This window comes from Corallococcus sp. RDP092CA, from assembly GCF_041903675.1.
Lineage (GTDB): Bacteria > Myxococcota > Myxococcia > Myxococcales > Myxococcaceae > Corallococcus.
Genome location: NZ_JAYESI010000023.1, coordinates 121,195 through 143,798, shown reverse-complemented (window position 1 = coordinate 143,798; position 22,604 = coordinate 121,195). Strand labels below are relative to the sequence as shown.

Sequence of the window (22,604 nt, the reverse complement as noted above, 5' to 3'; positions counted from 1 at the left end):
TCGCGGGGCTGCGCCACCTCCCGGCCGGCTTGGCGGCCCTCATCTCCTCGTCGCCTGCGTACTGGGAGCGCTTCCAGTTCATGACGCAGGGCGAGCAGATTCGCGAGGTGGCGCGGCTGGCGACGAGTGTGTTCGCCACCTGGGGCGCGGCCTCGACGACGACGCGCTCCCTGAAGGGACTGGCGGTGGGGGCGGAGGCCACGGTGCCGGTGCTCTCGCTGTCAGCGGAGGGCGTGCTGGCGCTGGAGCGCGTCGCGGTGCCAGCAGGGCGCGCGGCGTCGGTGTTGAGCGGAGGGCCCGGGGCGGCCATCATCCTTCAGCGGGCCAACACCGCCTCGAAGGGAGGAGCGCCTGCCCAGGGGCCTGGGCAGTGGGGGCCCGCGAGCGAGTCGATGTCCGCGCGTGCCCGGCGCTACCAGGAGCAAATCACCGGGCATTCTGCGGATGAGGCGTACTGGGTTGGTGGCGTGGGCCCCAACAGTGGAGGCGTGAAGTTCGATGGGTTCAAGGATGGGGTGCTGCTGGAGGCCAAGGGGCCGGGCTATGCGAACAAGTTCCTGGATAACCTGACTCCAAAGATCTGGTTCGAGAGGTCGGGAGCAAAGAGCCTAGTGGATCAGGCGCTACGGCAGACGACAAAAGCCCCAGCGGGTGTTCCCATCAGGTGGTACATCGCCGAGGAGAAGACTGCCGAAGCCATCCAGCTCCTGTTTCAAAAAGAGGGTGTTCTCGGAATTGAAGTGATCTTTGCTCCCCCTTTGTAGAAAGGAGCGTCGCGAATGCTCAAGGCTACCCAACGAGAAGAGACGTATTTTGCTGGCGCCTATTGGGGTGCTCGAAAGGAGTCGCCGGAGGAGTGTGCACGGCGAGCGGAGTCATTCTTGACCGCTCTCCCAATCATCGATCCGTCATTTTCCCGGTGGTTTCAGCAAGGCAAGTCTCGCAAGGATGCACTGGCGCGGCCCATCGAGCCCACCTGTGCAGAGTTGGCGAAAATCGTCCGTAAAGGCAAGGACCGAGTCGTCGAGGAGATTGGGTTTCGCTTCGGCGCGTGGAACGGTGCGTCTGATGACTATGATGGCACTGCATTCAGAGTGACATGCGGCGGCTACTCCGAACGGGTGAGCAACGTCTGTCTACTCGACCTTCCCAGTCGAGGGCCGAATGCGGAACGGGTGTTGACCGCGCCCATACTTTCCGGAGTTGTGAGAAGTATGGTGATTGCTTGGGAGCCAGACTCGGCTGTGGTCATGTCATCCCCGCAGTTACAAGCGGGCGCGAAAGGGGATCCCCCCTCGCGATGGATCGGATGGATAACCTACGTTGCTCGGCATCGAGGCGCTGTGCCATCGCTGCCTGCCCCAGTTCACATCGAACCCGTGGAGGACAAAGGAACCCTCATCGTCCTCACGCCTGAGCGCTTCACGGTCCGCAACCCGGAGCATGTGGCGCTTGCAGAGCGAGTGCGGGAGTTACTGGAGCAAGGCGGGCTGCTGAAGCCCCTTTCGTCAACGTAGGCGTCAGTTCTTCCTGTCTGCATGCAGCAGTCGGCTGCGGGGACTGTTGCATGCAGCGCGCGGCGCTTTTGTCGGCAGAGAGAGCGATAGCCCTGTCCCAGTGTCCCGAATGCGGGCTCGGGGGACGGAGACCTGCCCCATCAAGGGGCAATGCAGCTTCTGCGAAGGGGGGCTCCTTCGCCCCGGGCATTCTGAATCTCGCCTCGACGTAACAACGAAATGACAACGGTGCGCGGCCGGAACCGGACTTCTGCGGCCAGTTGGAGCCCGCCAACTCCGCGATTTGACAGGGCCTCGACGGGATGTGGGGACTTGCTTCCTGCTACTTGAACCTGTGGATGGCCCGCGCCACCGGACCTTCATGCGCGAATGGCGCCCACGCCCGGCTGAACGGCGGTGGCACCGTCCGGCAGCGGGGACAGGTGTTCCCCGGGAACGCACCCGGCTCCGCGCACGTCCGGCAACACGCCGGCGGCAGCCGCTCCAGCGCCGTGTCACATGGCTCGCAGAACACCGCGCCCACGCCCGGCAGCACCTTCGCGCAGGCCAGGCACATGGGCGGATAGAGCAAGTCCAACAGGGCCTTCCACATCACCGGGACTCCCAGGGGCAGCGCTTCTTCGCGCCCCTCGTGCGAGCCCCGTGCCGCTCACTCCGCCGCGCGGCCGCGCGTCTTGTACGTGAGCACCGGCGCCAGCGTCGCCACCACCCGCACCAGCCCCGCCTCCACCAGGTCCGTCACCACGCGGTCGATGGCCTTGTACGCCGGGGGCGCCTCCTCGAAGAGCAGGTCCCGGTCCTCGCACACCACGTGGCTCTTGAAGGACGTGCGCGTCAGCGACTCCGCCGTGAAGCGCTCCTTCACCCGCTCCCGCGCCGCCGAGCGCGTCCACTTGCGGCCCGCGCCGTGCGCCAGGCTGTACGCGCTCTGCTCGCCCGTGCCCACGGGCAACACCAGATAGCTCAGCGCGCCTCGGCTGCCGGGGATCACCACCGGCCCCTCGTCCCAGGGCGCCGCGCCCTTGCGGTGCAACCACCCCACGCGCCCGCCCGCATGTCTCGCGGTCACGCTGTTGTGGCACACGTCCAACACCCGCCGCCCCGTCGCCCCAATCCCATCCAACGTCCGCTGCGCCACCAGCGCCCGGTTCGCCTTCGCCCACAGCACCGCGCCGTCGTGCCGTGCGAGGTACGCGCGCGCCTCGTCCGAGTCCGCCGCCAGGCCTCCCGCCGCGTGCCGATCCACGTGCGTGCGCAGGATGGCCTCTCCCAGCCCTCGCGAGCCCGAATGCACGAGCAGGAGCAACCGCTCCTCCCGCAGGCCCAGCGCCTCGAAGACGCGTGCGTCGTGCACCTCCTCCACCCGCTGCACCTCCGCGAAGTGGTTGCCGCCGCCCACCGTGCCCAGCGCCGCCTCGAAGCCCGTGCTCTTCGCGCCGTGCTCCGCGAGGACCGCGTCCGTGTCCCCCTCCCACGGCCCCTCCAGGTCCAGCTTCGCCGCCCACCGCTCCGCCTTCGCCTTGCGCGCCAGCAGGTCCACGTCCCACAACCCCATGCCACAGCCGATGTCGCTGCCCACGAGATAGGGATGGAGGAAGCCCTCGGACTCGAAGGCCGCGCCCACCGGAGCGCCCTTGCCGGGGTGCAGGTCCGGCAGTCCCACCGCGAGCCGCATGCCCGGCAGGCGCGACACGGCCTCCAGTTGTCGGACGGCCTCGCCCTCCACCCAGGACTGGGGCGAGGCGATGATGCGCACGGTGGCGGCCGTGGAGGGTTCAGAAGAGGGCGTGTTCATGATGGGCGCTCCCGACGCGAGCGCTTCCCGCGCCCTGACGCCCCGGCCCCGGCGCCTCGGGTGGCCTGCCCGGTTGCCTACTTGTGGTAGGGCTCGCCCTTCAGGATGGTGAACGCGCGGTAGAGCTGCTCGATGAGCACCACCCGCGCCAGCCGGTGGGGCAGCGTCATCCGCGACAGCGACATCACCTGATGCGCCGCGCCGCGCACCGAGTCGTTCAGCCCCTCGTCCCCGCCGATGACGAAGAGCAGGTCCCTGGCGCCCGTCTGCGCCTTGGCGACGTAGCGGCTGAGCTCCACGGAGTCCAGCAGCGTGCCGCGCTCGTCCAGCGCCACCAGCCAGTCCTGCGGCTTGCGCTTGCCGAGGATGGCGGTGGCCTCCGCGGACTTCGCCTCGCCGGGCTTGAGCTTGCGGCCCGACGCCTCGCTCAGCTCCACCAGCTCGAAGCGCGTGTAGTGCTCGAGCCGCCGCGCGTACTCCTGCACGGCGGGCTCGAACAGTCCGGAGCGGTCCTTGCCGATGGAGAGGAGGCGGACCTTCACGGGACTAGGACAGCTTCTCCCGCGGCGCGTCCGCCCACAGGCCGTCCAGGTCGTAGAAGGCGCGCACCTCGCCGTTGAACAGGTGGGCCACGACGTCGTCGTAGTCCAGGAGCACCCACTGGCCCGTCTCCAGGCCTTCCGTGCTGATGGGGCGCAGGGGCTGCGGGGCCTGCTTGAGCTGCACCTGGACGTTCTCCGCCATGGCGCTCACCTGGCGGTCGCTCTCTCCGGAGGCGATGACGATGTAGTCCGCGTAGGACGTCATCCCGCGCATGTCGAGGATGACGACGTCCGTGGCCTTCTTGTCCAGCAGCAGGTTGCCGATGCGGCGCGCCAGCTCGCGCGCCTTCGCGTTCTCCGCGAGCTTGGGCGGCGCGGGCGGAGCGGCGACCTTCGCGGCCTTCTTGCGCGCGGGGGCCTTCTTGCGCGCCGGCGGACGCAGGCTGGACTTCGCGGCCTTCTTCGCGGCCGTCTTCTTGCGGGCCGGAGCCCGGGTGCCGCTCTTCGCCTTCGCCTTGGATACAGGGGTCTTCTTCTTCGTGGCCATGTGACGGCTACCCTAGCGCACCCTTGGCAAGCTTCCAGCGCTCCTCTAAGGGGTTCCGTCCATGAGCGACGCCCGCCTGGAACAATTCAAGAAGATGACGGCCCAGTTCCCCGACGCCCCCATGGCCTGGTTCTCCCTGGGGAAGCTTCACCTGGAGCGCAAGGAGTACGACAGCGCCATCCAGAGCCTGGAGACCGCCGTCCGCCTGGATCCGAAGTACGCCGCCGCCCTCGTCTCCCTGGGGGACGCCTACGCGGGGGCCGGCAGGACGGACAAGGCGAAGGAGGTGCTCACCACCGCCCGGGACCACGCGCTCGCCCAGCAGCACCCCAGCCTGGCGGAGGAGATCGACGAGCGCATCGCCGACCTGGACTGAGACGGCCTCCCGCGCCGGGGCGGCCCCGTCAGTCCTGGTCCCGCCAGGTGACGCCCACGCCGAACACCTGGCGCGTGTAGCGCAAGTCATTGCGCGGCAGGCGCGTGCTCCAGATGCCCCAGGACAGCTCCAGGTCCACGCGGGCGGAGACGGGCCGGGCCAGCCTGAGGGACAGCGAGTTCTGCCCCTCGTCCTCCTCCACCAGGATGATCTCCGGCGACAGGTAGATGCCGTCCGGGTAGCGCGAGAGGCCCAGCGTCCCCTGCGCCAGCAGCGTCACCCGCCAGGGCAGCCGCACCCCGGCGCTGCCGATGAGCCGGTGGCGCAGCACCGTCTCCCCGAAGCTGTTGGAGCTCACCTCCTGGAAGGCGTAGCTCAGCGACAGCTTCACCGGCCCCCGGTACGCCCAGCCCACCCCCGCCACCAGCGCGCCGTCCTGCCTGCGCCCGGGGGACGCGCTGACGCCCGGGAAGGGACGGGCGAGGGGGCCGTAGCGGCGCGAGCCCCATTCGCCAAACACACTCAGCGTGTGGCGTGGCGTCAGCCGGTAGCGGCCCAGCGCTCCCAGCTCCAGCCCGCCGAAGTCGGCCGTGTGGTCCGGGCGGTACACGAAGCGGCGGGCGCCCCCGCGCAGGCGCAGGGCCAGGCGCACGTCCGGGGCGTACTCGGCGAAGAGGCTCGCGCCCAGGTCCGAGTACGCGCGGCTGCCGCCCCGCCGGTCCTTGGCGTGCCCTTCCGCGCCCACGCCCCACTCGGTGCCCAGGGCGAGCGAGCCCTCCAGCGCGCCCGCCTGCACCAGCGTGTCCTCGGTGGCGTAGTCCACGTACTTGCGCGCGCCCAGCTCGTAGCGGCCCACCACCTGGGCGCGCTCGCCGGTGCCCCGTCCTTCCGCCACGCCCAGCACGCTCAGCGCCAGGTCCGAGCCGGGGCCGGCCGCGGCGCCGTCGGTGAAGTCTCGCGGGGCGTTGCTGTCCACCAGCAGCCGGCCGGTGCCCCGGAGCGAGCCCTGCCACTCGGCCGCGAGCGCACCCTTGCCGCAGGGCAAGGCGAGGGCGACGAGGAGCGGGAGGAGGCGGCGGTCCAAGACGCGCGCACCATACCCCGGCCCGTGGGCATCCCCACGCTCGCAAGTGCCCCGCCCGGCCGCGTCGTCCCGGGGACACCCGGGGGCGCCCACGGTCGGTGACGCCACACCCGGCCGCCCGGTACATTGCGGCCATGTCTTACGCGTCCTTCCTCGCGGTGGCGGCCGGCCTGTCGCTCACCGCCTGCTCCCCGTCGTCCTTCACCACGGAGGTCCAGGGCGAGGCGACCGTGCCCGCGAGCCCCGCCGGCACCACCACGCTGCTCAACGCCTTCCCCGCCATCAGCAGCTTCTCCGCGCTGGACTTCAACGAGAACCAGGACTTCAAGAACCGCGACGTCACCAAGGACGAGGTGACGCGCGTGCAGGTGACGAAGATGACCCTCAAGGTCCTCAGCCCCAACGACCAGGACCTCGGCTTCCTGGACTCGCTGGAGGCCGTGGCCCGCGCGGGCAACAGCGAGTCGCGCTTCGCGTCCCGAGAGGGCATCGCGGGGCTCGGCCTGAGCCCGCCCAACCCCACGGTGGGGCTGAGCACGGACGGCAGCGTGGACCTGAGGCCCTACGTGGCCGCGCCCAGCATGGCCATCATCCTGCGCGGCACGGGGCGCCTGCCGGAGCGCGAGGTGCGCGTGCGGGCCACGGTGGTGCTGGAGGTGGAGGGCGGCGTGCTGTAGCGGGCCGCCGGGCGCGGCGCTCAGGGCGCCAGCGTCTTCGCGCGGCGCTCCAGGGAGTCCGCGCGCCCGTCCAGCTCGCGCGCCAGGGACTCCAGCCGCGCGGCCTCCTGCTCCATCAGGCCCAGGTCCTCCGCGCCGCCCGCGGCCAGCGCCTGGGCGCGCACCGGGTCCACCTGGGGACGGCGGTCGCTGGCGGTGACGAGCGGCGTCGGCCCGCCCGCGGAGGGATTGCCCCCGACCCCCGGAGCGGGAGTGGGGTCGCCCGCGTAGTCCGGCGAGTTCGCCTCGGAGTCGCCCGCGGTCACCCACGGCAGGTGGCCACCGCCCCGCTGGGTGGGCGCCACCTGGAGGCCCCGGTCGCCCGAGGTGCGCAGGCGCAGGCGGCGGTCCTGGTCGTCGAACATGGACTCCTCGCCCAGGAAGTCGTTCATGCGGCGGTCCAGGTCGCGCTCCTCGCGCACCTCGGTGATGCGCGCCTTCAGCGCCTGGAGCCGCTGGCGCACCTTGTCCTGGGTGTCGCGCAGCGCGTCCGCCTGCGCGAGCAGGTCCTCTGGATCATCCCCGCGCGCCGCGCCCTCCAGCGCCGGCACCTGCGAGGCGGGCAGCGCCGCGCGCACGGCCTCCCGCTCGCTCCGCACGGAGCGCATCTGCTCCAGCAGCCGCGCCCGCCCCGCCCGGTCCGTCGTCTCGTCCCACGCCGCGCGCAGCCGCGTCAGCTCCTGGGACAGCGCGCCGTGCAGCGCCAGGTGCGCGCGCTCCACCTCGCCGTCCGCGCCGGACACCGACTGGGCCAGCCCCGTCAGCTCCCCGCTCAGCTCCTGCGAGCGGCGCAGCGCGGCCTCCAACTCGCCGCCCGGCGTGAGCTTCCCCTGGCGCTGCGCCTTGAGGGCCTCGATGCGCGCGGCCAGCCCGTTGAGCTCGTCGCGCAGCCCCTGCTGCCGCGTGCGCAGGCCGCGTGCCTCCGTGCGCGCCGCCTGGGCCTTCGCGCGCGCCTGCTCCAGGCCGGACGTCGCCCCGGCGGGAGCGGCCACGAGCAGGCACAGGAGGAGGGGGAGGACACGCGACATCATCGGGGGATACCGTCAGCAAGGCGGATGCCAGTCCTTCCCTCCTACCCCGTTCCCGGGTCCGACGGAAAGCGCCCTGGTTCCGGGCACCTGCACGGGCAGGGTGGGGTGGGGTGGGTGGGCCGGACGGTGGAAAGTCACGGGGCCCGGGCGCGGGTGACGGATTTCCGAGGCCCCGGGGCGCCGGGGCCCGCGCGCGCCTCGCGTGTGCCTACGCCTCCTCGGGGCGCTCGCCGCGGGGCAGGAAGCCGTACTTCTCCAGCTTGTAGTACAGCGCGGAGGTCTTGATGCCCAGCAGGCGGGCGGTCTCCGTCTTCACGCCGCCGGCCTTCTCGTAGGCGCGGGCGATGAGCTGGCGCTCCAGGTCCTCCAGGATCTCCGGCAGGGGGCGGTCGCCCTGGGGCACGGGCAGCCCCGCGTCCATGCGCGGCGTCTGGCCGGCCAGGTGCGGGGGCAGGTCCTGTGGGGTGAGCGTGTCGCCCTCGGCGAAGACGAGCGCCTGCTCCATCACGTTCTCCAACTCGCGCACGTTGCCGGGCCACGCGTGGCGGGCCAGGGCGTGCAGCGCCGCGTCGTCGATGCCGGTGACGCGCCGGTTGACCCGGGGCGCGTGCTTGGCGACGAAGTGGCGCGCGAGCGCGGGCAGGTCCTCGGGGCGCTCGCGCAGGGGCGGCAGGGTGAGCGGGACGATGTGCAGCCGGTAGTAGAGGTCCTCGCGGAAGCGGCCCGCCTTCACCTCCGCCTGGAGGTCGCGGTGCGTGGCGCTCACCACGCGCACGTCCACCTTGAGCGTCTCCTCGCCGCCCACGCGCTGAAGCTCCTTCTCCTGGAGCACGCGCAGGAGCTTCGTCTGCACGGAGGCGGGAATCTCTCCAATCTCGTCCAGGAAGAGGGTGCCGCCGTCGGCCAGCTCGAAGCGGCCCAGCTTGCGCTTCACCGCGCCGGTGAAGGCGCCGCGCTCGTGGCCGAACAGCTCGCTCTCCAGCAGCGTCTCCGCCAGCGCCGCGCAGTGCACCACGACGAAGGGGCCGTCCTTGCGTGGGGAGCGCTGGTGGATCATCCGGGCGACCAGCTCCTTGCCGGTGCCGCTCTCGCCGCGCACCAGCACGGTGGCGTCGCTCGCGGCCACCTTGCGCACCTGGGCGAGCAGCTTCTGCATGGGCTCGCTGTCGCCCACGAGGTCGCGGTGGGTGAGGGCGGCGTCGGCGTCGTGCGCGTCCGTGCGGGCGGTGAGGCGCTCCACCTGGCGGCGCGTGGCGGACAGCTCCAGCCCCTTGTCCACCTTGGCGCGCAGCACCTCCGGCGGGAAGGGCTTGGTGATGAAGTCGTAGGCGCCCTCCTGCATGGCCTGCACGGCCGTCTCGATGGTGCCGAACGCGGTCACCACCATGACGACGGCGCCAGGGTCCGCCTGCTTGAGGGCGCGCGTCACGGCGATGCCGTCCATGCCGTCCATCTTCAGGTCCGTGACCACCAGGTCGAAGGGGCCCTTCTTGTACGCGGCGAGCCCGTCCACCCCGCTCCTCACCGCGGCCACGGTGTGGCCGGAGCGGGTGAGGGTGACGGTCATGCCCTCGCGGAGGGTGTCGTGGTCGTCGATGACGAGGATGCGGGCCATGCGCCTGCTCGGGGAGGAAGGGTGGGGTGCCGCGGCTGGGTTGGCGGCGGAGTGCACACGCCGGGCCACCCTACACCGGACCCGAGGGGACGCACGTGGGGGCCCCGTGAAAGCGCTGGCGTCCAGGGCCGGGCGGGTGTCTATCCCGGCGCATGGCCCCCGCCCCCGCTGCCCTCGTAGCCCTGCTCGCGCGCCACGTCCCCACGGACGACAAGGAGCGCGAGGACCTGGCGCGCATGCGCCACTTCGCCGCGTCGCTGGAGGCGCCGTTCTCCCGTTCCCAGGCGGAGGCGCACTTCACCGGCAGCGCGGTGGTGGTGGACGCGGCGGGAGGACGGGTGGCGCTGCTGCACCACGCGAAGCTCCAGCGCTGGTTGCAGCCCGGCGGACACGCGGAGGCCGGGGACGGCGGCGACATGGAGGCCACCGCGCTGCGCGAGGCCCGCGAGGAGACGGGCTGCCGCGTGCACCTGCACCCCACCGCGCCGCGACCGCTGGACGTGGACGTTCACGTCATCCCCGCGCGCAAGGACGAGCCCGAGCACCGGCACCTGGATGTCCGCTACCTGGTGGTGGCGGAAGACCCGGAGGCGCTCGCGCATGATCCGGCGGAGTCGTTCGGCATCCAGTGGCTGGGCTGGGACGAAGCGCTGACGCGCGCGGACGAGGCACCGCTGCGCCGCATGCTGCTCAAGGCCCGCGCCCTGGGTCAGCCGGGGGGCCAATGACGCTCACGGTGTGAGGGGCGAGCGCGCCGGGGCTGGAGCGGCGGATGTCACGGCTCGGCGCCCAGGGCTCGGAGCCCCTCAGCGTGCCAGTGCCGCCGCCGCAGGCTCGGGAGCAGGGCAGGGCAGCGACAGGGTGAAGACGGTCTCGCCGGGCGTGGAGCGCAGGGACAGCTCGCCGCCGTGGGCGCGGACGATCTTTCGCGCGAGCGGCAGCCCCAGGCCGGTGCCCTGCTCGCGGGTGGTGAAGAAGGGCTCGAAGATGCGCTCGCGCTCGGCTTCGGGCACGCCCGGGCCCGCGTCCTGGACGTCGATGGTGTAGCGCCCGTCGCGCGCCTCGCCGCGAACGCGCACGTGGCTGCCGGCGGGCGCGGCCTGCACGGCGTTCTTCACCAGGTTCACGAGCGCGGCGGTCAGCAGGCTGCCGTCCGCCTCCAGGTGCGCGGGCGCGGCGGTCACGTCCAGGGCCACGCCCTTGGTTCGCGCCTCCGCGGAGAGCAGCTCGCACGCGTTGGAGACCAGGTCCGGCGCCTCCATGGGCGCGCGCGCCAGCGGCTGCTCACGGGCGAAGGCGAGGAAGTCCTCGACGATGCGCTGGAGGTAGGCGACCTCGCGCTGGATGCGCTCCACGTGGCCGCGCGCGTCCGCGTGAGCGCCCGCGCGCAGGTCCTCCTGGAGGAGGCCGGAGAAGAGCGCGATGCCGCCCAGCGGGTTTCGCACCTCGTGGGCCACGCCCGCGAGCATGAGCTTGAGCTGCCGGTCCCGGCTCTCCAGCGCGCCGCGCATGACCTCCAGTTCGCGCGCGAGCACGCCGATCTCACGGGTGGGCTCCGGCGGCACGGGGGTGGTCAGGTCGCCCCGGCCAATGCGCAGCGCGGAGTCCATCAGCCGCCGCAGCGGACCGGCCAGCCCCCGGGCGGTGATGACGGCGATGATGGCGAGCACGGCGAGCGCCACGGCGCTGGCCATGACGAACGTCCGCCACAGCCGGCGCAGGGGGCCGAAGAAGGCCGCGCTGCCCTCCACGCCGATGGCGCCCACCACCTGTCCGTCCTGGACCACGGGCGCGTAGCCCGTCTTGTAGAGCAGCCCGTCGGAGCCGGTGAAGAGCACCTGGCTGGCGGCGCGCCTGCCGGCGAGGACGCGCGTCAGCTCCAGCCGGTCGCGCGCGAGGTCCGGGACCTCGGTGCCCACGGGCAGGTTGCCGCCCGCGTCCGCGCGCACGCGGCCCCGCGTGTCCACGGCGTACACCCGGCGCACGCCGCTCGCGGTGCGCACGCCGTCCAGCAGGCGCACGAGGTTGCGCCATGTGCGGGTGCCGGACACGTCGTCGCCGGGCTCGATGGTGAGCATGCGCTCGCCGCTGACCTGGCTGGCGGTGGCGGCGGCGAGGGCGGACAGGCTCGCGCCCAGCTCGTCCTCCAGGCTCGCGCGGGCGAGCGCGTACACGGAGGCGCCCGCGAGCGTGAGGAAGAGCAGCGTGGGCAGGAGGAACGCCAGCAGCAGCCGGGCGGACAGCGAGCCCAGCGCGTCCCGCAGACGGGAGGAATGAGGGCGTTGCTTCATCCGGGCGGTGCTCCTCGCACCCCCGCATCAAACGGCATGCCCCCGGTCCTGGCCAGTCCTCGTTCCGCGCCCGGGCGGCGCCCCCGGACTCAGGTGTCACGTGCGTCAGGACGGGGCGCACGAAGCGCGTCAGACCCGGTTGCTAGATGTAAGGGATTGAGGGGGCGCGTCATGCAGACAGGATGGCTGGGAAGACTCAGCGCGGGGCTGGTGGGGGTCGTGTCGCTCACGGCCTGCGGGACGCCGGGCTCGCGGGCCCTGCCGGTGGGGATGCACGGCTACGGGCGCTATCACAGCGCTTCACCGGCTTCGTTCACGCGCGACACCCCGTGGAGGCGAGCGGGGTCGAGCGGCGCCGTCGGTGGAGAGGAGTTGGGGCGCTACCTCTCGTTCATCCGCGAGAAGCGGGCCGCCCTGAAGCGGGCCCCCGTGCTGGAGACGGAGCGTCAGGTGGGCCATGCCGCGCTCAATGACCTCCTGCTCTGGGCCTCCGCGCGGACGGAGGAGGAGCTCGCGAAGGACGAGCCGCTGGAGGTGTACCTGCGGCTGAAGGCCCGGCACGCGGAGGCCCTGCTCGAGGCCGGCAAGCGCTCCGCGCGGGCGGAGGCGAAGCTGGAGGAGTTCCACCGCTGGGCGGACGCGCGTCGCCAGGTCCTGGCGGACGCGCACTTCCGGCGGCTCGGGAGCGACGGGCTGCTCGCCGAGCGCGCGCTCTACGAGGAGACGCAGCAGGCCTTGCTGGACGCGGTGCTGGACTGGGCCGCCGCGCACAAGGAGGACCCGGACCTTCCGAGCAAGAGCCCCGGCGAGGTGGAGCTCTACCTGCTGGCGCGCGCCAGCTTCCTGGCGTCGGCGGTGGAGGCCGTCCGCTCCTCGTCCCCCATCTGGGACCCGGCCCGCGAGCCCCCGGGCATTCCGCCGGAGGAGCGGGTGCTGGAGATCGCGCTGGGCCTGCTGCCCGTCAACGGCGAGGTGGCGGACGTGAGCGGCGGGGGACTGGCAAAGAGCCTCTTGGGGGATCCGCTGACGGACGGCGAGCGGCTGCTGTGCGCGGTGAGCGTGGCGCTGCCGGTGGTGTCGGGGCGCCTGTTGTCGGAGGGCGCGCAGGGCGTGGAGCAGGTGGCGCTCCTGACGGGCCGGAGCCTGCGCGCGGTGCAGGCGTTGCAGCGGGTGTCGCGGCACCTGTCGCCGCGGGAGGCGCAGGAGGTGCGCCAGGTGCTGCGAGCGGCGGGACGCGGTGAGACCGTGTCCGCGGCGGAGGTGGAGAAGCTGCGGGCGCTGGCGAGGCGATTGGAGGTGCCGCTCGCGGAGGCGGGCCGGGTGCTGGCCCAGGGCAAGCGCGTGGCGCTGCCGGGCTCACGGGACGCGGCGGAGGGCGCGAGGCGGACGCCGGGCAGCGCGGAGCACCTGGCGCTGGCCTGGGTGGACTACCAGTTCCGTCACCCGGGCAGGTATCCGCGCTTCAGCTACGCCGTGGATCCAGAGTGGGAGCGGCGCTACCAGACGGTGATCAAGAACAAGGGCGCGGACGGTGCGTTCGAGCCGTCCGTGCTCCAGGGCCGGAAGCTGCCGAAGAACACGGACCTCCTGCTGCCGCCCCCGGGCAGTATGGCCCAGGGCTTCGTCCCGGATGCCGTGACGGGGCACGCGGGGGAGCTGGTCTGGGGCCGCCCCTACGACTTCGTGGAGGTGACGGAGCGCGCGGAGTTGGCGCTCACGGGGAACCTCAAGGCCATGCTGGAGTACGTGAAGCAGTACGGGGGCTCCCTCGAGCTCTGGATCCGCTCCGCCAGACATCCCGAGGGCGCTACCCGGTTGACCGGGCCGCTTCATGGGGAGCTTGAAGCGCTCAAGCGGTCAGGCCAGGCCGACATCCAGTCCTTTCCTTGAGCACCAGGCCACCCTGGGCGGTGCGGCCCTCTTCGACCTGCCCACCCCCACCAGGCCCCCGCGCGTTCCGGACGCGTCCTGGATGCCGCGCAAGCGCTGACGTCCCCACCGTCAGTCGAACATCGCCGCCAGCGCCTCGCTCAGGGTCTCCACGCCCACCACCTGGAGCTTCGTCGCCTCCACGCGCCGCGCGCTGCCCGCGGGCAGCACCACCCGCTGGAAGCCCATCTTCGCGGCCTCCGCGAGCCTCGGCTCCACCTGGCCCACCGCGCGCACCTCGCCCGCGAGCCCCACCTCTCCCAGCACCAGCGTCTTCGCGTCCAACGGCCGGTTCTGCAGGCTGCTCACCAGCGCCGCGCACACCGCCAGGTCGCACGCCGGCTCGCTCAACTGCATGCCGCCCGCCACGTTCACGAACAGGTCGCAGCCCACCAGCGGGATCTCCTCCTTCTTCTCCAGCACCGCCGCCAGCAGCGCCACGCGGTTGCCGTCCACGCCGATCGCCGTGCGCCGCGCGGTGCCGTAGCCCGTGGGCGCCACCAGCGCCTGCACCTCCACCAGCAGCGGCCGCGTGCCGTTGAGCGTGCTGGTCACCACGCTGCCGGACTTGCCCTGCGGACGCTCGGAGAGGAACAGCGCGGACGGGTCCGCCACCTCCACCAGCCCCGCGCCCTTCATCTCGAAGACGCCAATCTCGTTGGTGCTGCCGAAGCGGTTCTTGTGCGCTCGCAGCAGCCGGAACGGGTGGCCCCGTTCGCCCTCGAAGTAGAGGACCGTGTCCACCATGTGCTCCAGCACCCGGGGACCCGCGATGGAGCCCTCCTTCGTCACGTGCCCCACCAGGAACGTGGGCACCCCGCTGCGCTTGGCGAACGCCATCAGCCGGCCCGCCACCTCGCGCACCTGGGTGATGCTGCCCGGCGCGTTGCCCAGCTCTGGCAGGTACATGGTCTGGATGGAGTCCACCACCAGCGCCTGCGGCTTCAGCGCCTCCGCCGCCTGGAGCACCCGCTCCGCGTCCGTCTCCGCGAACAGGTGGATGGCGTCACCCTCCACCCGCAGGCGCTCCGCGCGCATCTTCGTCTGCCGCAGGCTCTCTTCACCCGACACGTAGAGCACCGGCCCGTGCCGCGACAGCTTGTCCAGCGCCGCGAGGAGCAGCGTGGACTTGCCGATGCCCGGGTCGCCTCCCAGCAGCACCAGCGAGCCGCCCACCACGCCGCCGCCCAGCACGCGGTCGAACTCCGTGATGCCCGTCCTCCGGCGCACCTCCGTCTCCGCCGTCACGTCCTGTAGCTTCACCGGCCGGGAGGAGCCCCCCGCTGCGCCCCACGCCGGGCGCTTGTCGTCCACCTTCGCTTCGGTCTCCTCCAGGAGCGAGCTCCAGGCCCCGCAGTCCGGACACTTCCCGAGCCACTTCGCCGTCTGGTAGCCGCAGGCCTGACAGGTGTAGTGCGTCTTCGCCTTCGCCATGGGTTGGAGTGTCTACCCCAGACCCCTGACGTTTCGCCGCCTCATGCGCGCGCCATGCCCGCCAGGCAGGCAGGCGTCATGCCGTGGATCAGGTAGCGAGTTGCCCCACAGGGAGGGGCAGCCCACTTTCTGGACCACGGGCGACGCGACACCGCGCGCCCCCCACACAGGGAGAGTGTCATGGGGATTATCGCGTTTCTGGTGATTGGTCTGGTCGCGGGGCTGATCGCCCGGGCCATCATGCCGGGCAACCAGTCGATGGGGCTCATCGCCACCACGCTGCTGGGCATCGCCGGCTCGTTCGTGGGCGGCTTCGTCGGCTCGCTGTTCTCCAGTGACGGCCGGGTCTTCGACCTGCACCCCACGGGCCTGCTGTTCTCCGTCCTGGGCGCGCTGGTCGTGCTGTTCCTCGTGGGGCTCGCGGGCCGCGGCCGGCGCGTCCACGTCTAGCCGCACCGGGCCTTCCGACCGATGAGGCGGGAGACAGCCAGGGGACGTCCGTCACGCGCGGACGTCCCTTTCTGTTTTCACGGGCCTTCCGGAGGGGTGCCCAGAGGGGGAGGGGGCTTGTCAACCCAACCGCGCGATGGCGTTGACAATGGCCTCCGGGCCACGCACCGTCGGCCCCCTGACGCCTCCCCAAGGAGCCCGCATGTCCGACACCGCCGAGTCCTTCCACGGCCACGCCCACCACGCCGCCCCCGTCCCGGAAGGGGTGACGGTGCGGCACGACTGGTCGCTCGCGGAGGTGAAGGCGCTGTACCAGCTGCCGCTCCTGGACCTGGTGCACCAGGCGCAGACGGTGCACCGGCGGGTGTTCGTGGAGAACAAGGTGCAGCTGTGCTCGCTGCTCTCCATCAAGACGGGCGGCTGTCCGGAGGACTGCGCGTACTGCCCGCAGGCGGCGCGCTACAAGACGGGCGTGAAGGCGGAGAAGCTGATGGCGGTGCCGGACGTGCTGGCCGCCGCGTCCCAGGCGCGGGCCGCCGGCGCCACCCGGTTCTGCATGGGCGCCGCGTGGCGCGAGGTGAAGGACGGCCCGCAGTTCGACAGCGTGCTGGAGATGGTGCGCGGCGTGCGGGCCCTGGGCATGGAGGCGTGCGCCACGCTGGGCATGCTCACCGACAGCCAGGCGAAGCGCCTGCGCGAGGCGGGCCTGTCCGCGTACAACCACAACCTGGACACGTCCTCGGAGCACTACGGGGACATCATCTCCACCCGCACCTATGACGACCGGCTGAAGACGCTCAACCGGGTGCGCGACGCGGGCATCTCCGTGTGCTGCGGCGGCATCATCGGCATGGGCGAGTCCGTGGACGACCGCTGCAACCTGCTGCGCACGCTGGCCAACCAGGAGGTGCACCCGGAGTCGGTGCCCATCAACGCGCTCGTGGCCGTGGAGGGCACGCCGCTGTCCCAGCAGCAGCGCGTGGAGACGGTGGACATGGTGCGCACCATCGCCACCGCGCGCCTGCTCATGCCGCGGTCCATGGTGCGCCTGTCCGCGGGCCGCATGCAGATGAACGAGGAGGCGCAGCTCCTGTGCATGATGGCCGGCGCCAACTCGCTCTTCTTCGGGGAGAAGCTGCTCACCACCGGCAACCCCGAGTACACCCAGGACATGGCGCTCCTGGAGAAGGCGGGCATCCGTCCCCTGGAGCCCCGGCAGGACCGGTGAGGCCCGTCACCCCCGTCGCGGACCGCTGGGCGCGCGAGGACCTGGAGGCCCTGTCCGCGAAGGGGCTCCGCCGCGCGCTGGAGCCGCTCGATTCCCCCCAGGGCGCGGAGGTGCGCGTGGGGGAGGAGCGGCTCGTCAACTTCTCCTCGAATGACTACCTGGGGCTCGCGGCGTCGCCCGCCGTGCGCGCCGCCGCCGCGGCCGCGCTGGAGCGCTACGGCGTGGGCACCGGCGCCAGCCGCCTGGTGGTGGGGGACATGGTGCCGCACCAGCGGCTGGAGGCGCGGCTCGCCCGCTTCGAGCGCGCGGAGGCCGTGCGCCTCTTCAACTCCGGCTACGCGGCCAACACCGGCATCCTGCCCGCGCTGGTGGGCCCCGGCGACGCGGTGTTCTCCGACGCCCTCAACCACGCCTCGCTGGTGGACGGCTGCCGGCTGTCGCGCGCGCGCGTCGTCGTCTACCCGCACGCGGACGTGGCCGCGCTCACCCGCGCGCTCGCGGAGACGCCCGCGCGGCGCAAGCTGGTGGTCACCGACAGCGTCTTCTCCATGGACGGGGACGTGGCCCCGCTGCGCGAGCTGGTGGCCGCGTGCGAGGCCCACGGCGCCGCGCTGCTGGTGGACGAGGCGCACGCCACCGGCGTCCTGGGCGCGCGCGGCGCGGGGCTGTGCGAGGCGCTGGGCGTGGAGGGCCGGGTGGACCTGCGCATGGGCACGCTGAGCAAGGCGCTGGGCGGGCTGGGGGCGTACGTGGCCACCTCGCGCGCGGTGGCGGACCTGCTGGTGAGCCGCGCGCGGCCGTTCGTCTACTCCACCGCGCTGCCCGCGGCCCTGTGCGCCGCCGCCGCGTGCGCCGTGGACCTGGTGGAGCACGACCCCGCCCCGCGCGAGCGGCTGTGGGACCACATCCACCGCTTCACCGACGGTCTGCGCGCGCTGGGGCTTCCCGCCGAACCCCGGAGCGCCATCTTCCCAGTCATCCTGGGCGAGCCCTCGCGCGCGCTGGACGCGGCGAAGCGCCTGCGCGAGGCGGGCCTGCTGGTGAAGGCCATCCGCCCGCCCACCGTGCCGGACGGCACCAGCCGGCTCCGCTTCTGTCTGTCCGCGGCCCACTCGACGGGCCACATCGACCTGGCGCTGGAGGCGCTGCGCCGGGTGGGAGTCTCTCATGGTCCCTGAGCCGCCGCGGTTCTTCGTCACCGGCACGGACACCGGCGTGGGCAAGACGCAGGTGTCGTGCGCGCTGCTGTCGCTCCTGAAGGACGCGGGCCACGCGCCCCAGGGCTTCAAGCCCTACGAGAGCGGCTGCGCGTCCCTGGAGGCCCCGGCGGACGCGCTGGCCATGCGCGAGGCCGCGGGCAGCACCCTGCCGGTGGACGCCGTGTGCCCGCACCGCTTCAAGGCCCCGCTGGCCCCGGGCATCGCCGCGGCCCGGCTGGGGCGGGCGCCGGACTTCCGCGCGACGCTCGCGGCGTGGATGCGGCTGAAGGGCGGGGCCGTGGTGGTGGAGGGGGCAGGGGGCCTGTTCGTGCCGGTGGACGCGAAGCGCGACGTGGTGGACCTGATCCAGCGCTTCCGCCTGCCGGTGGTGCTGGTGGCGCGCGCGGGGCTGGGCACGCTCAACCATGTGGCGCTGTCGCTGGAGGCGCTCGCGGCGCGCGAGGTGTCCGTGCGCGCGGTGGTGCTGTCGCGCGGGGTGCCCGGACGTGACCTGGCGGAGCGGGACAACCGGCGCTACCTGGAGGCCCGCCACGGCGTGGAGGTGCTGGGGCCGGTGCCCTTCGTGGAGGATCCGGCGAGGCGCCGGCAGGCCTTCCGGCGCGCGCTGGCGCCGCTGGTGCCCGAACGCGCGCGGGCCCGATAAATCGGCCTCCGGAGCGCTCGCCACCCGGGTGGTGTGCTACAGGTCGCGCAAGTTTTCGCGTGGTGGTGGCCGTGATCTGGACGTGACATTTGTTCCGCGCGAGAACGCCTGCCACGAATGGCGGACATCATCGACATCACGCTCCTCGCGGACGTCCGGCGCTTCTTCCAGAAGCTCATCGAAAAGCGCGGGCTGTCCTACTTCCTCCAGAAAGACGGTCCGCGGCTGTTCCAGATTGAGCCGGCGAAGGTCGAGCTGGTCCTGCGCACCGCGCTCCGCACCCGGGACGCGGAGCTTCCCCCGCCCCACGAGAAGGCCATCGAGCACTGCCGCCTGGAGCTGCGCCGCGAGCTGATCCGCCGCGTGGCCAGCGCCATGCTCCAGACGGGGCTGTGAGCCGCTTCTCGCTCCGCACCGCCTTCCCGCGCACCCCCAACCCTCTCTCCCAGGCCGTCGCCGAGCGCCAGGCGCGCGGGCTGCCCCTGCTGGACCTGGCGGAGACCAACCCCACGCGCGTGGGGCTGCCCCTCCCCGGCGCGGAGCTCCTGCTGGCGGGCGCGGCCGCTCCACTCGCTGCTCCCCCTCCACTCGCGCCCGCCTCCGGGCGCGGCGGCCCGACGCCGTCGGAGGCCCGCGGCGTCGCCCCGTCGGCGCCGACAGGCGAGGGCGTCGCCCCGTTGGCGCCGACAGGCGAGGGTGGCGCCCCGTTAGCGCCGACAGGCGAGGGTGGCGCCCCGTTGGCGCCGACAGGCGAGGGCGGCGCCTCGTTGGCTCCGACAGGCGAGGGTGGCGGCGCCGCGCCCTCGCCCTTCGTCTACGCGCCGGAGCCCTTCGGTCTTGAGTCCGCGCGCGCGTCCGTGGCCGCGTACCTGTCCCGGGCGGACGCGCCCGTGGAGGCCGCGCACGTCGTCCTCTCCGCCAGCACCAGCGAGGCCTACGGCTGGCTCCTGAAGCTCCTGTGCGACCCGGGGGACACCGTCCTCGTGCCCGCGCCGGGCTACCCGCTGGTGGACGTCCTGGCGCGCCTGGAGGCCATCCAGACGCGCCCCTACCGCCTGCCCGCCGTGCACGGCTTCGGCCTGGACGCGGCCCGCGTGGAGGCCGCCGTGGACGCCCGCACGCGCGCGGTGGTGGTGGTGAACCCCGGCAACCCCACCGGCCACTTCCTGCACGAGGACGAGCTCCACGCGCTCGCGGACGTGTGCGCGCGGCACGGCCTGGCGCTCGTCTGCGACGAGGTGTTCTCCGACTTCGCGTGGGACGAGGCGCCCGGGCGCGTGACGCGCGTGGCGGGGCGGAGGCTGCCGTGCCTGACGTTCTGCCTCTCCGGCCTGTCCAAGGTGGCGGGCCTGCCCGGCATGAAGCTGGCGTGGCTGCACGTGGGCGGCCCCGCGCACGCGCGCGACGAGGCCCTGGCCCGGCTGGAGGACGTGGCGGACGCGGCGCTGTCGGTGGCCACGCCCGTGCAGCTCGCGCTGCCCGCGCTCCTCGCGCACGCGCCGCGCTTCCAGCGGGCCCTGCTGGCGCGGGTGCGGGGCAACCGGGCGCGGCTGCTGCGAGCGCGCCCGGCGGACGCCGCGTGGGACGTGGTGCCCGCGCACGGCGGCTGGAGCGCGGTGCTGCGCATCCCCCATCACCCCGGAGAGGAGGCCACCTGCCTGCGGCTCCTGGAGGAGGGGGTGCGCGTGCAGCCGGGGTACTTCCACGACTTCGGCGGCGGCGCGTACCTCGTGCTGTCGCTCCTGCCGACGCCCGAGGTCTTCACCGCCGCCCTGGAGCCGCTGGCGCGCGTGCTCAGTCCGTCGGCGGGTCGATGAGCTGGATGGTCTTGAAGGTGGTGCCCGTCACCTTGAACAGCTCGTAGGGGGAGGCCGCCTCGCCCGTCTCGTTGTTGAAGTTCAGCTCGCCGCTGGCGCCCTTGACGTCGATGACCGTGCCCGCGCGCAGCGCCTCGCGCGCCGCGGTGAACTGCGTGGGGCCCAGGGGGTAGCTGGTCGCCGTCTGGCCGGCCGCGGGCGTCAGCTTCGTGAGCCCCTCCGCGATGCGCGGGCCGGTCACCGGCTGCGGGTTGTTGGTGTCATTGCCCACCGCGTACGCCGAGCCCAGCGCCACGAGGTACATGGCGTCGTACGCGTGCGTGGTGAAGGAGTACTGCCCGGGGTCCGTGCTGTAGGCCGTGATGAAGCGGTCCGCGAAGAGCTTGTAGGTGGCGTCGTTGGGACGCGCGGACGCGGGGGCCGTGCCGTACGTGCCCGAGAGCTCCGTCTCGACCTCCTTCCGGGAGGTCAGCAGGGTGCGGTCCTTGCTGGCGTCCGTGAGGAACCAGCGGTTGCCGTTGGCCATGCCCACCTGCTTGTCCATGGCCTCCAGCAGCAGGCGCGAGTTGTCCTCGGGGAAGCCCGCCAGCACCGTCATGTCCGGCTTGAAGGACACCAGCCGGCTCACCGCGCCGCTCACGGACTCGTTGCGGGTGTACTGCGCGCCCGTGACGTTGTCCTTGTCCGGGATGCGGCTCTGGATGGCGTCGAACAGGCCGGTGCCGTACGAGTCGCTCACGTACGCCACGCCCACCTTGGTCGGCGGGGTGAACGTCACGCCCGGGTCGTTGATGGCCGTGACGCCCTGGAGCACGTTCGCGATGACGCGGCCCTGGAGCACGTCCGAGGGCGTGGTGCGCCAGACCAGCCCCACGGCGCCGCCGTTCTTGTCCGACAGCGTGGTGAACGCGGAGCTCGTGGCCGTGTGGCTCATCAGGAGCACGTTCTTGGGGGTGGTGACCTCATGGATGGCGAGCGTCTGCGCGCTGCCCGCGCTGAACATCGCCACCACGCCCTTGTCGTTCACCATCCAGCTGGCCTGCCGCACCGCCTTGTCCGTGTCCGCCCCGGTGTCGCAGACGTACATGATGAACTGGCGGCCGCCCACGCCCTGCGCCTGGTTCACCTCGTCCAGGGCCAGCTTCAGGCCGTTGTAGCGCTGCTGTTCGATCTCCGCGTTGCCGCTCGCGTTGGTGAGCGGCAGCGCCGCGCCCAGCACGATGGGGTTGGCCGCGGACGTGGCGCCCACCACCTGGTCGCACCCCTCCGGCTGCGGCAGGCAGAAGCCGGACGTGCAGACGCTGTTGGCGCCGCAGTCGCTGCTCGTCGTGCACTCGGACAGGCCGCCCGCCGTGGTGAAGCTGCACCCGGACGAAAGCAGCGCCATGCCCAACGTCATCATTCCCAGCGCGCGCATCAGAAATGTCCCTCCATGCCGACCCCGGCGCCGCGCGGCGCGAACGTCACGCGGACCTCGCCCTGCGCGGGAGGGCCTTCCTTGGGATACAGGATGATGGCGGTGATGGCCCCCGCGAGCCCCACGCCGAAGCCGATGTCCGCGAGCAGCGCCTTGCTCTTGGTGCTGTCCGACAGCCGCTCCTTGTCGTCGAGCGTCTTCGCGTTGTCGAACTGCTCGCGCTGGTCGCGCGCCTGCAGGCCGAAGAGCACGCCCGCGCCCACGCCCAGCACCGCCACGCCGCCCGTGGCGAACGCCGCGATGCGCTGGTTGCGGTAGGACTTGATGGCGCGGTTCAGCTCCGCCTGGCGCTGGCGCTCGCTCTCCTCCTGCGCGCGCCGGGCCGTGGCCTGCTCCTCCTCCGCCTGCTGCCGCGCGGCGTCCGCCTCCGCCTCCAGGCGCCTCTTCTCCGCGTCCGCCGCCGCCGCGGCCTGGTCCTCGCGGTCCAGCTGCACGCGGAGCCGGTCGATGGCGCGGTTGCTGTTCTTCAGCAGGGTGGGGTCGGTGTCCTCGCTGGAGGACGTGACGTACTGGCGGTAGTAGCTCATCGCCTCGCGGGGCTCGCCCGCGTACTCCAGCGCCACGGCGATGTTGTAGACGAGCCGCGGGTGCGGCTGCGCCTCGTTGGCCTGCTTCAGCGCCTCCGCCGCCTCGCGGTACTTGCCCGCGTCGTAGAGGCGCTTTCCCTCTTTCAAGAGGGCCTGCACGTTGACCTTGGAGCCACCCCGCTGCGCCAGGGCGGACCCCGGCGCCAGCGCAAGCGCCAGCGACAACACGAAAACCAGTCTCATGGGGCAGGAAGCCTACCGCTGAACACTCCGGCCGTCGAAGCGCTGGACCCCTGAAAAAGCGCAGGGGCCACCCCCACCCCTGTAGCACCAGGGGAGGAAGCGGCCCCGGACGGGCCTTTCCG

General features: G+C 72.5%; 22 protein-coding genes and 1 pseudogene. 12 read left to right on the top strand and 11 right to left on the bottom strand.

The genetic code is table 11. The features are described 5' to 3' along the window. A partial coding sequence (locus tag U8525_RS23815) for a Tox-REase-5 domain-containing protein (RefSeq protein WP_374268595.1) occupies positions 1-764 on the top strand: 764 nt, incomplete at its 5' end. A 15-nt stretch (positions 765-779) separates the two neighbouring features. After that, positions 780-1,517, top strand: a complete 738-nt coding sequence (locus tag U8525_RS23810; RefSeq protein ID WP_374268594.1) for an immunity 52 family protein — start codon at positions 780-782, stop codon at positions 1,515-1,517. Positions 1,518-1,842: 325 nt separating this feature from the next. Here U8525_RS23810 and U8525_RS23805 read toward each other — a convergent pair. The 4 genes and pseudogenes from U8525_RS23805 to rsfS form a co-directional block, all read right to left on the bottom strand. Then, positions 1,843-2,109: pseudogene (locus U8525_RS23805) on the bottom strand (double zinc ribbon domain-containing protein); the annotation flags it as partial. Positions 2,110-2,166: 57 nt separating this feature from the next. Beyond that, positions 2,167-3,312 (bottom strand): RNA ligase RtcB family protein, encoded by a 1,146-nt coding sequence (locus U8525_RS23800; RefSeq protein WP_374268593.1) that lies wholly within the window; start codon positions 3,310-3,312, stop codon positions 2,167-2,169. A 77-nt stretch (positions 3,313-3,389) separates the two neighbouring features. Further along, positions 3,390-3,854 (bottom strand): 23S rRNA (pseudouridine(1915)-N(3))-methyltransferase RlmH, encoded by a 465-nt coding sequence (locus U8525_RS23795; RefSeq protein WP_374268592.1) that lies wholly within the window; start codon positions 3,852-3,854, stop codon positions 3,390-3,392. Positions 3,855-3,858: 4 nt separating this feature from the next. After that, positions 3,859-4,401: a ribosome silencing factor gene (gene rsfS, locus U8525_RS23790; RefSeq protein WP_374268591.1), complete on the bottom strand. Its 543-nt coding sequence runs from the start codon at positions 4,399-4,401 to the stop codon at positions 3,859-3,861. 61 nt (positions 4,402-4,462) lie between these two features. Here rsfS and U8525_RS23785 point away from each other — a divergent pair, with 61 nt between their 5' ends. Further along, on the top strand, positions 4,463-4,777 hold the full coding sequence (locus U8525_RS23785) for a tetratricopeptide repeat protein (RefSeq protein WP_374268590.1): 315 nt from the start codon (positions 4,463-4,465) through the stop codon (positions 4,775-4,777). A 28-nt stretch (positions 4,778-4,805) separates the two neighbouring features. Here U8525_RS23785 and U8525_RS23780 read toward each other — a convergent pair whose 3' ends face one another. After that, on the bottom strand, positions 4,806-5,861 hold the full coding sequence (locus tag U8525_RS23780) for a hypothetical protein (protein WP_374268589.1): 1,056 nt from the start codon (positions 5,859-5,861) through the stop codon (positions 4,806-4,808). Positions 5,862-5,995: 134 nt separating this feature from the next. On the opposite strand from U8525_RS23780, the gene U8525_RS23775 reads away from it, so the two are divergent. Next, on the top strand, positions 5,996-6,538 hold the full coding sequence (locus tag U8525_RS23775; protein ID WP_374268588.1) for a hypothetical protein: 543 nt from the start codon (positions 5,996-5,998) through the stop codon (positions 6,536-6,538). A 20-nt stretch (positions 6,539-6,558) separates the two neighbouring features. On the opposite strand, the gene U8525_RS23770 is transcribed toward U8525_RS23775, so the two are convergent. Beyond that, positions 6,559-7,608, bottom strand: a complete 1,050-nt coding sequence (locus U8525_RS23770) for a TetR family transcriptional regulator (protein ID WP_374268587.1) — start codon at positions 7,606-7,608, stop codon at positions 6,559-6,561. A gap of 208 nt (positions 7,609-7,816) precedes the next feature. Then, positions 7,817-9,223 (bottom strand): sigma-54-dependent transcriptional regulator, encoded by a 1,407-nt coding sequence (locus tag U8525_RS23765; RefSeq protein ID WP_374268586.1) that lies wholly within the window; start codon positions 9,221-9,223, stop codon positions 7,817-7,819. A 152-nt stretch (positions 9,224-9,375) separates the two neighbouring features. Between U8525_RS23765 and U8525_RS23760 the strand changes: the two genes are divergently transcribed. Next, positions 9,376-9,951, top strand: coding sequence for an NUDIX hydrolase (locus U8525_RS23760; RefSeq protein ID WP_374268585.1), 576 nt, complete (start codon positions 9,376-9,378; stop codon positions 9,949-9,951). 78 nt (positions 9,952-10,029) lie between these two features. Here U8525_RS23760 and U8525_RS23755 read toward each other — a convergent pair whose 3' ends face one another. After that, positions 10,030-11,514: an ATP-binding protein gene (locus tag U8525_RS23755; protein ID WP_374268584.1), complete on the bottom strand. Its 1,485-nt coding sequence runs from the start codon at positions 11,512-11,514 to the stop codon at positions 10,030-10,032. Between the two features lie 171 nt (positions 11,515-11,685). Between U8525_RS23755 and U8525_RS23750 the strand changes: the two genes are divergently transcribed. Beyond that, on the top strand, positions 11,686-13,404 hold the full coding sequence (locus tag U8525_RS23750; protein WP_374268583.1) for a hypothetical protein: 1,719 nt from the start codon (positions 11,686-11,688) through the stop codon (positions 13,402-13,404). A 111-nt stretch (positions 13,405-13,515) separates the two neighbouring features. Here U8525_RS23750 and radA read toward each other — a convergent pair whose 3' ends face one another. Continuing rightward, positions 13,516-14,877 (bottom strand): DNA repair protein RadA, encoded by a 1,362-nt coding sequence (gene radA / locus U8525_RS23745; protein ID WP_374268582.1) that lies wholly within the window; start codon positions 14,875-14,877, stop codon positions 13,516-13,518. A 180-nt stretch (positions 14,878-15,057) separates the two neighbouring features. Between radA and U8525_RS23740 the strand changes: the two genes are divergently transcribed. The 6 genes from U8525_RS23740 to U8525_RS23715 all read left to right on the top strand — a co-directional run bounded on the left by U8525_RS23740 (position 15,058) and on the right by U8525_RS23715 (position 20,235). Next, positions 15,058-15,327 carry a GlsB/YeaQ/YmgE family stress response membrane protein gene (locus U8525_RS23740; protein WP_120597359.1) on the top strand — a complete coding sequence of 90 codons (270 nt, stop codon included), beginning with the start codon at positions 15,058-15,060 and terminating at the stop codon, positions 15,325-15,327. A 202-nt stretch (positions 15,328-15,529) separates the two neighbouring features. Next, positions 15,530-16,555, top strand: coding sequence for a biotin synthase BioB (gene bioB / locus U8525_RS23735; protein WP_374268581.1), 1,026 nt, complete (start codon positions 15,530-15,532; stop codon positions 16,553-16,555). After that, on the top strand, positions 16,552-17,733 hold the full coding sequence (bioF, locus tag U8525_RS23730) for an 8-amino-7-oxononanoate synthase (protein WP_374268580.1): 1,182 nt from the start codon (positions 16,552-16,554) through the stop codon (positions 17,731-17,733). The genes bioB and bioF overlap by 4 nt, the downstream gene beginning before the upstream one ends. Next, a complete protein-coding gene (bioD, locus tag U8525_RS23725) occupies positions 17,723-18,418 on the top strand; it encodes a dethiobiotin synthase (RefSeq protein WP_374268579.1) in 696 nt (231 codons plus the stop codon). The genes bioF and bioD overlap by 11 nt, the downstream gene beginning before the upstream one ends. A gap of 117 nt (positions 18,419-18,535) precedes the next feature. Further along, a complete protein-coding gene (locus tag U8525_RS23720) occupies positions 18,536-18,814 on the top strand; it encodes a hypothetical protein (RefSeq protein WP_374268578.1) in 279 nt (92 codons plus the stop codon). Continuing rightward, on the top strand, positions 18,811-20,235 hold the full coding sequence (locus tag U8525_RS23715) for a pyridoxal phosphate-dependent aminotransferase (protein WP_374268577.1): 1,425 nt from the start codon (positions 18,811-18,813) through the stop codon (positions 20,233-20,235). Before U8525_RS23720 ends, U8525_RS23715 begins: the two co-directional genes overlap by 4 nt. Here the strand turns inward: U8525_RS23715 and U8525_RS23710 are convergent. Both U8525_RS23710 and U8525_RS23705 read right to left on the bottom strand, forming a co-directional pair. Then, entirely contained in the window at positions 20,213-21,652 is a 1,440-nt protein-coding gene (locus tag U8525_RS23710) for an ABC transporter substrate-binding protein (protein WP_374268576.1), read from the bottom strand. The genes U8525_RS23715 and U8525_RS23710 overlap by 23 nt on opposite strands. Then, positions 21,652-22,482, bottom strand: a complete 831-nt coding sequence (locus U8525_RS23705) for a tetratricopeptide repeat protein (protein WP_374268575.1) — start codon at positions 22,480-22,482, stop codon at positions 21,652-21,654. Before U8525_RS23705 ends, U8525_RS23710 begins: the two co-directional genes overlap by 1 nt. Positions 22,483-22,604 lie beyond the last annotated feature (122 nt).

Bases quoted from the DNA above. Each gene is read 5' to 3' on its own strand.
- U8525_RS23810 (WP_374268594.1), top strand. From the start codon at position 780: ATGCTCAAGGCTACCCAACGAGAAGAGACGTATTTTGCTGGCGCCTAT.
- U8525_RS23800 (WP_374268593.1), bottom strand. From the start codon at position 3,312: ATGAACACGCCCTCTTCTGAACCCTCCACGGCCGCCACCGTGCGCATC.
- rsfS (WP_374268591.1), bottom strand. From the start codon at position 4,401: ATGGCCACGAAGAAGAAGACCCCTGTATCCAAGGCGAAGGCGAAGAGC.
- U8525_RS23785 (WP_374268590.1), top strand. From the start codon at position 4,463: ATGAGCGACGCCCGCCTGGAACAATTCAAGAAGATGACGGCCCAGTTC.
- U8525_RS23775 (WP_374268588.1), top strand. From the start codon at position 5,996: ATGTCTTACGCGTCCTTCCTCGCGGTGGCGGCCGGCCTGTCGCTCACC.
- U8525_RS23770 (WP_374268587.1), bottom strand. From the start codon at position 7,608: ATGATGTCGCGTGTCCTCCCCCTCCTCCTGTGCCTGCTCGTGGCCGCT.
- U8525_RS23765 (WP_374268586.1), bottom strand. From the start codon at position 9,223: ATGGCCCGCATCCTCGTCATCGACGACCACGACACCCTCCGCGAGGGC.
- U8525_RS23760 (WP_374268585.1), top strand. From the start codon at position 9,376: ATGGCCCCCGCCCCCGCTGCCCTCGTAGCCCTGCTCGCGCGCCACGTC.
- U8525_RS23755 (WP_374268584.1), bottom strand. From the start codon at position 11,514: ATGAAGCAACGCCCTCATTCCTCCCGTCTGCGGGACGCGCTGGGCTCG.
- U8525_RS23750 (WP_374268583.1), top strand. From the start codon at position 11,686: ATGCAGACAGGATGGCTGGGAAGACTCAGCGCGGGGCTGGTGGGGGTC.
- radA (WP_374268582.1), bottom strand. From the start codon at position 14,877: ATGGCGAAGGCGAAGACGCACTACACCTGTCAGGCCTGCGGCTACCAG.
- U8525_RS23740 (WP_120597359.1), top strand. From the start codon at position 15,058: ATGGGGATTATCGCGTTTCTGGTGATTGGTCTGGTCGCGGGGCTGATC.
- bioB (WP_374268581.1), top strand. From the start codon at position 15,530: ATGTCCGACACCGCCGAGTCCTTCCACGGCCACGCCCACCACGCCGCC.
- bioD (WP_374268579.1), top strand. From the start codon at position 17,723: ATGGTCCCTGAGCCGCCGCGGTTCTTCGTCACCGGCACGGACACCGGC.
- U8525_RS23720 (WP_374268578.1), top strand. From the start codon at position 18,536: ATGGCGGACATCATCGACATCACGCTCCTCGCGGACGTCCGGCGCTTC.
- U8525_RS23710 (WP_374268576.1), bottom strand. From the start codon at position 21,652: ATGCGCGCGCTGGGAATGATGACGTTGGGCATGGCGCTGCTTTCGTCC.
- U8525_RS23705 (WP_374268575.1), bottom strand. From the start codon at position 22,482: ATGAGACTGGTTTTCGTGTTGTCGCTGGCGCTTGCGCTGGCGCCGGGG.